This is a genomic window from Thermoplasmata archaeon (genome assembly GCA_035632695.1).
Classification (GTDB): Archaea; Thermoplasmatota; Thermoplasmata; order RBG-16-68-12; family RBG-16-68-12; genus RBG-16-68-12.
The window spans coordinates 1-6,634 of record DASQGG010000195.1; the positions used below are offsets into that span (position 1 = coordinate 1).

Sequence of the window (6,634 nt, forward strand, 5' to 3'; positions counted from 1 at the left end):
GCAACGTCCGTAATCCGGCCCAGCGGCCCACCTGGCTCTCGTACCCGTCCGCGGCCAGGACGCACTTCGCGTCAATCGTGAACTCGTCCTCGAGCTGCTTGACGCGGACGCCCGTGATCGTGCCGTCTTCCTTCAGGACCGCGGTCGCGGTGGTCTTGAGCAGGATGCGCGCCCCGGCCTTCGCGGCCTCCTTCGCCACGGCCTTGTCGAACGCGTCCCGCTCCAGCACGATGCCGACCTCGTTGCCCGCGGAAGCTTCCTCGATCGTGAGTTCCGTGCCGTTCGGGGAGAAGATCTTGGCCCCTTTGACCTCCGCGGCGATCCACCTGCGGTTGTACGGCAGCTTCGTGTCCTCCACGAAGTGCCGCGCGAGGCCTTCGCCGCAGCGCACGGGCGAGCCGATCTCCTGGCGCTTCTCGATGAGGACCGTGTCACAGCCGTTCATCGCCGCGTAGCGGGCCGTCATGGAGCCGGCGGGGCCGGCGCCGACGACCAAGACATCACACTGGAAGTTGGGCATAACGAACCCGGCGTACTCATCGGGAGGGCATATAAGAAACTACTGGGAACGGCGGCTCGCGTGTGGGATCGCCACAAAATCCTTGGACCCGGCCGACGTGCCTCCTCCGTCGGCTCGGGCTGCTGCGATCGCCGACAAGGCCCGCGGCAGAACAGGGAGTGAGTGTGGCATGAACCTGACCAACGACAGCTACGTCATCGTGATGGGCAACCGGAACTTCAGGGAGCGCTACTACCGGGACGAGATGGGTTGGCTGAAGGTGAGCGCACGAGGCCGAGTCTTTCGGATGACCGCCGAGCAAGTCCTGAATCACCTTCTGCCCGCAGTTGCCGTGTCCGCAGAGACCGGAGCGCGCATCAAACCGAACGTGATCATCAAGGTGGAGCATCACGAGTCTCTTCCGCGAGGCTCCTAGCGGGGAAGGAGACTGAGCCGTCTAGGTGGCAGCTCACTTCATCGTGTGGAGCTTGTGACCGCGCGGGTAGTCGATCGCGCCCACGGGGCAGACCTTGACGCACATGCCGCACTGGGTGCAGTCCTCGTTGAACGTAAGGTAGACCTCGTTCAGGAAGATCGCGTTCGTCGGGCACGTGCCGACGCACGCCCCGCAGTGCATGCAGAGCATGTCGTCGATCGCCATGATCCCGTTGTCCCTCACGGAGGGACGGATCGCGATGGCCGCGGCTTCAGGCATGTCGGGCCCGCCACTCTTCCATGGGCACGGCGAACTTCTTCTCGATTTCCTCGCGGAAGTTCGGGCCCGTGTTGTACGCGCAGAACGGGATGACCTTGCCGTCCGGGGTCGCGTAGTGGATCACGCACCGCTTCACGCGCTCGATGTCGTAGTTGTAGTTGTCCTGGAAGTGCATGCCGCCGATGTACATGGTCGACCAGGAGAACTCCGCGGCGCCCTTCTTGTCGCCCTTCGTGAACATGTTGTCCAGGATCTTGAGCATCTTGGTCAGGCCCATGCCCTCGGGCGCCTCTTCGGGGCGGAAGTGCCGCTTCAGGAGCTGGAGCGCCTTGAGCTTGGACGTGAACTTGATCTTCTTGCCCTTCGTGTCCTGCGCCAGGAGCCACATGTCCTCCATGAGCCCCTCGACGTCGATGAACCGCGTGATCGGCACGGGGTCCCGGCCGTTCTCGAGGAAGAGGTAGGACGCGAGCCCGCACGCCGGATGGGACGTGAAGGACGGCTTCGCGATCCCCGTGAGCACGGAGACGAGCTCGGAAATCGGCGCGACGAACGGCACGGGGTACCAGTCGTCCCGCGTGAGGTAGCCCGTCTGCTCCTCGAGGTCGTACGCGAGGTCGGACAGGGTGTAGCGGAGCTTCCTGCGGTCCTCCTCGGGGATGCGCCCCGTGAGGGACACGGGCTGGTAGTTCACGCCCTTCACGACGTCGCGGTTCTGAATCGCGAAGTTCAGAATCTCGCCCGCCTGGTCGTCGTTGAAGGAGTTCACCATGGTCGGAACCAGGCAGATCGTTGGGGTGACCTTGCCGCTCTTGCCGCGCTCGCGGATCTTCTCGATCGCGCGGAGCTTGATGTCCAGGAGCGGGCGTCCGCGGGCCTTGATGTAGTTCTCCTCGCGGAGGCCGTCGAACTGCAGGTAGATTGTGTTCATCCCGGCCTCGGAGATCTTGTCCAGGAAGCCCTCCTCCGTGGCGATCCGGATGCCGTTCGTGGCCACCTGGATCTGGGGGAAGCCCATGTCGTGGGCCGCCTGCACGATCTCCGGGAACTGGGGGTGGATCGTCGGTTCGCCGCCGGCAAACTGGATCGCCGGCACCGGGATGGGGCGCTGGGCGCGCAGGACGGCAAACTCATAGACGAGCTGGTCGAACGTGGGCTCGAACACGTAGCCCGCGGCGTTCGCGTTCGCGAAGCAGATCGGGCACTTCAGGTTGCAGCGGTTCGTCGTGTCGATGTTGCAGAGGGACGTGGCCGAGTAGTGAAGGTTGCACAGACCGCACTCGTACGGGCAGACCTTGGCGTCCACGATCTGGGGGTTCTCCAGGCCGACGCCGTCGAACGCCCAGTTCTCCGCCTTGAGGTACATCTCCGCGTCGGACCAGCAGACTTCGTCGAACTCGCCGTGCTCCTTGCAGGTCTTCTTCATCTTGAGCGCGCCGTCGCCGATGTAGAGCGTCGCGGGGATGACCTTCAGGCATTCGGGGCACAGGGAACCTGTGCGCCGGGGCAGCCCCTTCTGGAGCTTCGAAGGCATGACGACCATCGCGTTGTCCTGCCTCGATTCCCGGTACATGTTCCGGACTGCGCCGATCGCGTAATCAGTGCCGCAAAGAGACATGCGCTTGGCACCTCTTGTTCCCGGACGTAGAACCGTGTCCATTTTAAACCCTTTGTAGTATGCGCTACTACAACGCAATGTGCCGGGTCCCTCGCCGGAGGATTCGGCTTTAGGATGTCCGAAATCGAGCCGCCTCGGGACGCCGGCTCCCCGGGGACGGTACGCTCCTCCGCGACCTCATTCTTTCGAAAACAACGGGTTCCCGGACGCTGCGGATCGTACGTCGTCGAGGCTGCGATACAGCCTGACAGGAAGCTCGGAGAGGATCGTCCACGCGTGCGCTCGGCGATCAGGCCTGAGGTCGATTACCTTCCATCCTTGGTCGCGGACTAGCTCCTCCCGGGTCGCCGGGAACCTCGCATCCGGCGCGAGCACCTCCGCGAGGGAGTCCAGGCCCACCGAGCCGGTCGCCGGCGGGAACGAGCCCGTGCGGCGGAACGTAAGGAAGCGTGCGGCATCTTTGTACATCCGGACGCCGTGGAAGGCGTACGCCACGGTCTCCGCGTCCCTCCCGGAGCGGTCGAGCGCCTGCAGCTCTTCGTCGTCGAACTCGTACACGTTGTGTTTGCCCTTCCCGAACAGCCGCGTGTAGACGACGTCCGCCTCGACGCGGGGCGCGCTGCGGGACAGATCCACCACATCGAGGACCCGGTGCTCCTCCAGGGTTCGTGCCACGGAGGCCGGCAGGGGGCCCTCGGCGTAGGCTCGGGCCTCGAGGCCGAGCCGCACGCCTTCGGGGGTCATCTCGGCGAACGCTCGCAGGCCGGCCAGCTCGTCGGGTCCCAGCGCGAGGGAGGCGGGCGTCTCGAGGACCACGAACGGCGCACGGAGGATGGAGGCCACCCGCGCGGTCGCGGCGAAGGCGGCACGGGCGGCAGGGGTGGCCCGAAGGCCGGCCCCGTGGGTGACGTCCCGATGGGCCTTGACCGAGAACGTGAACTCGCGGGGCACGCTGGCGCGCCACCGGCGTGCCCCGGACTCGCTGACCCTGCGGTAGAAGGTCGCGTTCACCTCGACGAAGGGGAACGCTCGGGCGTACGGTACGAGGCCCCCGGAGAAGTATCCCCAGCCGCCCGCACCCGCGAGGATCCGGCCCATGCGGCCTCCAAGGGCGAGCGGGCATAAGGCCGCGCGGGAGAGGCCCGCGAAAGTGGTTCCCGGAATACGCTCATGTACCGCGCGCGCGATAGGGTGGGTCCCATGGCCCGCCTGCGCTTCGGCTGTAGCGGATGGGACTACCAGGAATGGATCGGTCCCTTCTACCGCAACGCGAGCGAGTCCAAGCTCGCGGCGTACGCGCGCGTGTTCGACACCGCCGAGATCAACTCCACGTTCTACCGCGCGCCCTCGCCGGGCATGGTGATCGGTTGGGGCAAGTACACGCCCGACGAGTTCGTGTTCGCCGCGAAGGTACCGCAGACCGTGACCCACGACCGTCTCTTAGACGTCGCGCGGGGCGCGGAGGTGGACCTGAAGGCGTACTGCGAACTCATGCGACCCCTTCTGGACCAAGGCAAGCTCGGGCCGCTCCTGCTCCAGCTCCCTCCCCGCCTCCGGTTCGACGAGCCCGCGGTCCACCGCTTCCTCGACGTCCTCCCGCGCGACTTCACGTTCGCCCTGGAGCCACGGAACCGGAGTTGGATGGCCCTGGAGGCATTCGACCTCCTGCGGTCCACGGGCGTCGCCTATGCGATCGTGGACGAGCCCCTGCTGCCGCCGGACCTCCACGTCACGTCCCGCGTGGCGTACGTCCGGTGGCACGGGCACGGCCAGGAGCCCTGGTACAACTACCGCTACCCGGAGGACCAACTCCAGGAGTGGGTCCCGCGCCTGGAGCAGGTTGCCTCCCAGGCGGAGACCGTGTTCGGCTTCTTCAACAACCACTACCACGGGTATGCGCCGGAGAACTGCCTCCAGATCCTCCGCATGCTCGGCGTCCAGGACGAGGCGAAGGCGCGCGCCCTGGGTCGAATCGCGAACTTCCGCAAGCGCGCCGCGACCGACGCCGTCAAGATGAGGCCGACCACCCTGGAGGACTTCGGCGCGGACCCGCACGCCGAGGCCCACTTCCAGGACCTCCTCGCCGCGTTCCTCGATCCCCGTCGCCTGGAGCGAGCCAAGGCGATCGACCCCGAGGACGTGGAGATCACCCGCGACGGGACCACGGTGCTCGCCCGCGTCAAGGACTACCGGATCGAGCTGGACCGCGGCGGGCGTCGCCTGTCCCACGACTGCGAGGACTGGGAGAAGGTTGCCCTGGAGCGCGAGTTCTGCAAACACGTCGGCAAGCTGTTCCTCAGCCTGCCGCGGGAGGAGGCGATCTTGGACCTCGAGGCCATCCGCGCGGAACGGGAGGGGTGGGCGTTTGAGGTCCTTCGGCGAGAGGCGGACCGTCGTTGACGTGGAGTGCCTCGCCGCTCGCCTATGCCGGAACGGGCATGCTTCCTGCGTCGAGCCCCCCCGCGAAAGAGTTAACGCCGCGGGGTGATGCGCTTCCGCCATGGGCGTGAACCTCACCCCAATCGTCGTGCGGCACGCCACGAGCCTGGAGGCGTTGCGGGGCCGGAGCGTGGCCGTCGACGGGAATCTGGAGCTCTACCAGTTCCTCTCCGTCCTGCGGACTCGGGACGCCCGGCCCCTGATGGACGCCCAGGGTCGCGTCACCTCCCACCTGAACGGCCTCATGTTCCGGACCACCCGGCTCCTGGCCGACTTCGGGATCCGGCCTGTGTTCGTCTTCGACGGTCCGCCCCCGGACCTCAAGCGAGCGGAGATCGAGCGGCGGCGCGAGGCGCGGGCCAAAGCCGAACAGGAGTACGCCGCCGCGGTGGCGTCCGGGGACGTCGCGACGGCCTGGTCGAAGGCGGTGAGCGCGACGCGTCTGACGCGGCCGATGATCGACGACGCCAAAACGTTGCTCACCCTCCTGGGCATCCCCTGGGTACAGTCGCCCAGCGAGGGCGAGGCGGAAGCCGCGTTCCTCGCCCGACGCGGGGACGTCTGGGCGGCGAGCTCCAAGGACTACGACTCCCTGCTGTTCGGGGCCCCTCGGCTCGTGCGGTTCTTGGCGGTCGGCTCGACGGAGTTCCTCCCGAGCCAGGGTCGCTCGCGGGCCGTCCCGCCCGAAGTCCTCGACCTGGAGGAGAACCTGCGAAAGCTCGGACTCACGCGCGAGCAGCTCATCGACGCCGCGATCCTCGTAGGCACGGATTTCTTTGAGGGCGTGAAAGGCATCGGACCCAAGACCGCCGTCAAGCGCGTGCGGGAATGGGGGTCCCTCGATCGTGCGCCCCCGGACGTCCGAGACCAACTGCCGCCCGACCTCGAGGCGATCCGCGCCTTCTTCCGAACTCCTCCCGTGACCGAGCCCGCCGACCTCCGACCCGCGCGTGTGGACGAGGCCGGGATCCTTCGTTTCCTCTGCCAGGAGCGTGGGTTCAACGCCTCCCGGGTGCGAGGCGTGCTCGACCGGCTGCGCGCGGTTCGACGGATGTCCCACCGGCTCGAAGATTTCGGGTCTGAGCGCGGTTAGCGTACTTCCGATGCCCTTAAGTGTTCACGTCTCGATTGCGGTCGGATCCCAGCCACTAACGGATCTTCGCGGGCGCTGGGGGAGGGAGACCGTGCAAAAGAGAATGCTGTACATCCTAGTCGGTGTGATAGTGGTGGTCATCGTTGCGGCTGCCGCGGCCGCGGTGATTTTGACGACGCCGCGCTCGAAGCTGACGATTGACCTGTGGTACAACAGCGATGGCCACTACGGGGACACGGAGCCGGCCGTCGCGCAGGTGATTAAGTCATC

The 6,634-nt window shown here is 66.6% G+C and carries 7 protein-coding genes; 3 read left to right on the forward strand and 4 right to left on the reverse strand.

Annotated features, from left to right (window positions below):
- On the reverse strand, positions 1-520 hold a 520-nt coding region (locus tag VEY12_12170), incomplete at its 3' end, for an NAD(P)/FAD-dependent oxidoreductase (GenBank protein ID HYM40874.1).
- Between the two features lie 169 nt (positions 521-689).
- Here VEY12_12170 and VEY12_12175 point away from each other — a divergent pair.
- Positions 690-935 carry a hypothetical protein gene (locus VEY12_12175; protein HYM40875.1) on the forward strand — a complete coding sequence of 82 codons (246 nt, stop codon included), beginning with the start codon at positions 690-692 and terminating at the stop codon, positions 933-935.
- A 33-nt stretch (positions 936-968) separates the two neighbouring features.
- Here the strand turns inward: VEY12_12175 and VEY12_12180 are convergent, their stop codons facing one another.
- The 3 genes from VEY12_12180 to VEY12_12190 form a co-directional block, all read right to left on the reverse strand.
- Positions 969-1,214, reverse strand: a complete 246-nt coding sequence (locus VEY12_12180; protein ID HYM40876.1) for a 4Fe-4S binding protein — start codon at positions 1,212-1,214, stop codon at positions 969-971.
- Positions 1,207-2,832 carry a radical SAM protein gene (locus tag VEY12_12185; protein ID HYM40877.1) on the reverse strand — a complete coding sequence of 542 codons (1,626 nt, stop codon included), beginning with the start codon at positions 2,830-2,832 and terminating at the stop codon, positions 1,207-1,209. Before VEY12_12185 ends, VEY12_12180 begins: the two co-directional genes overlap by 8 nt.
- 177 nt (positions 2,833-3,009) lie before the next feature.
- Complete coding sequence (locus VEY12_12190; GenBank protein ID HYM40878.1) at positions 3,010-3,930, reverse strand: DUF72 domain-containing protein; 921 nt, start codon at positions 3,928-3,930, stop codon at positions 3,010-3,012.
- A gap of 102 nt (positions 3,931-4,032) precedes the next feature.
- On the opposite strand from VEY12_12190, the gene VEY12_12195 reads away from it, so the two are divergent.
- Positions 4,033-5,232: a DUF72 domain-containing protein gene (locus VEY12_12195; GenBank protein ID HYM40879.1), complete on the forward strand. Its 1,200-nt coding sequence runs from the start codon at positions 4,033-4,035 to the stop codon at positions 5,230-5,232.
- A gap of 100 nt (positions 5,233-5,332) precedes the next feature.
- Positions 5,333-6,364: a flap endonuclease-1 gene (gene fen, locus VEY12_12200; protein ID HYM40880.1), complete on the forward strand. Its 1,032-nt coding sequence runs from the start codon at positions 5,333-5,335 to the stop codon at positions 6,362-6,364.
- Positions 6,365-6,634 lie beyond the last annotated feature (270 nt).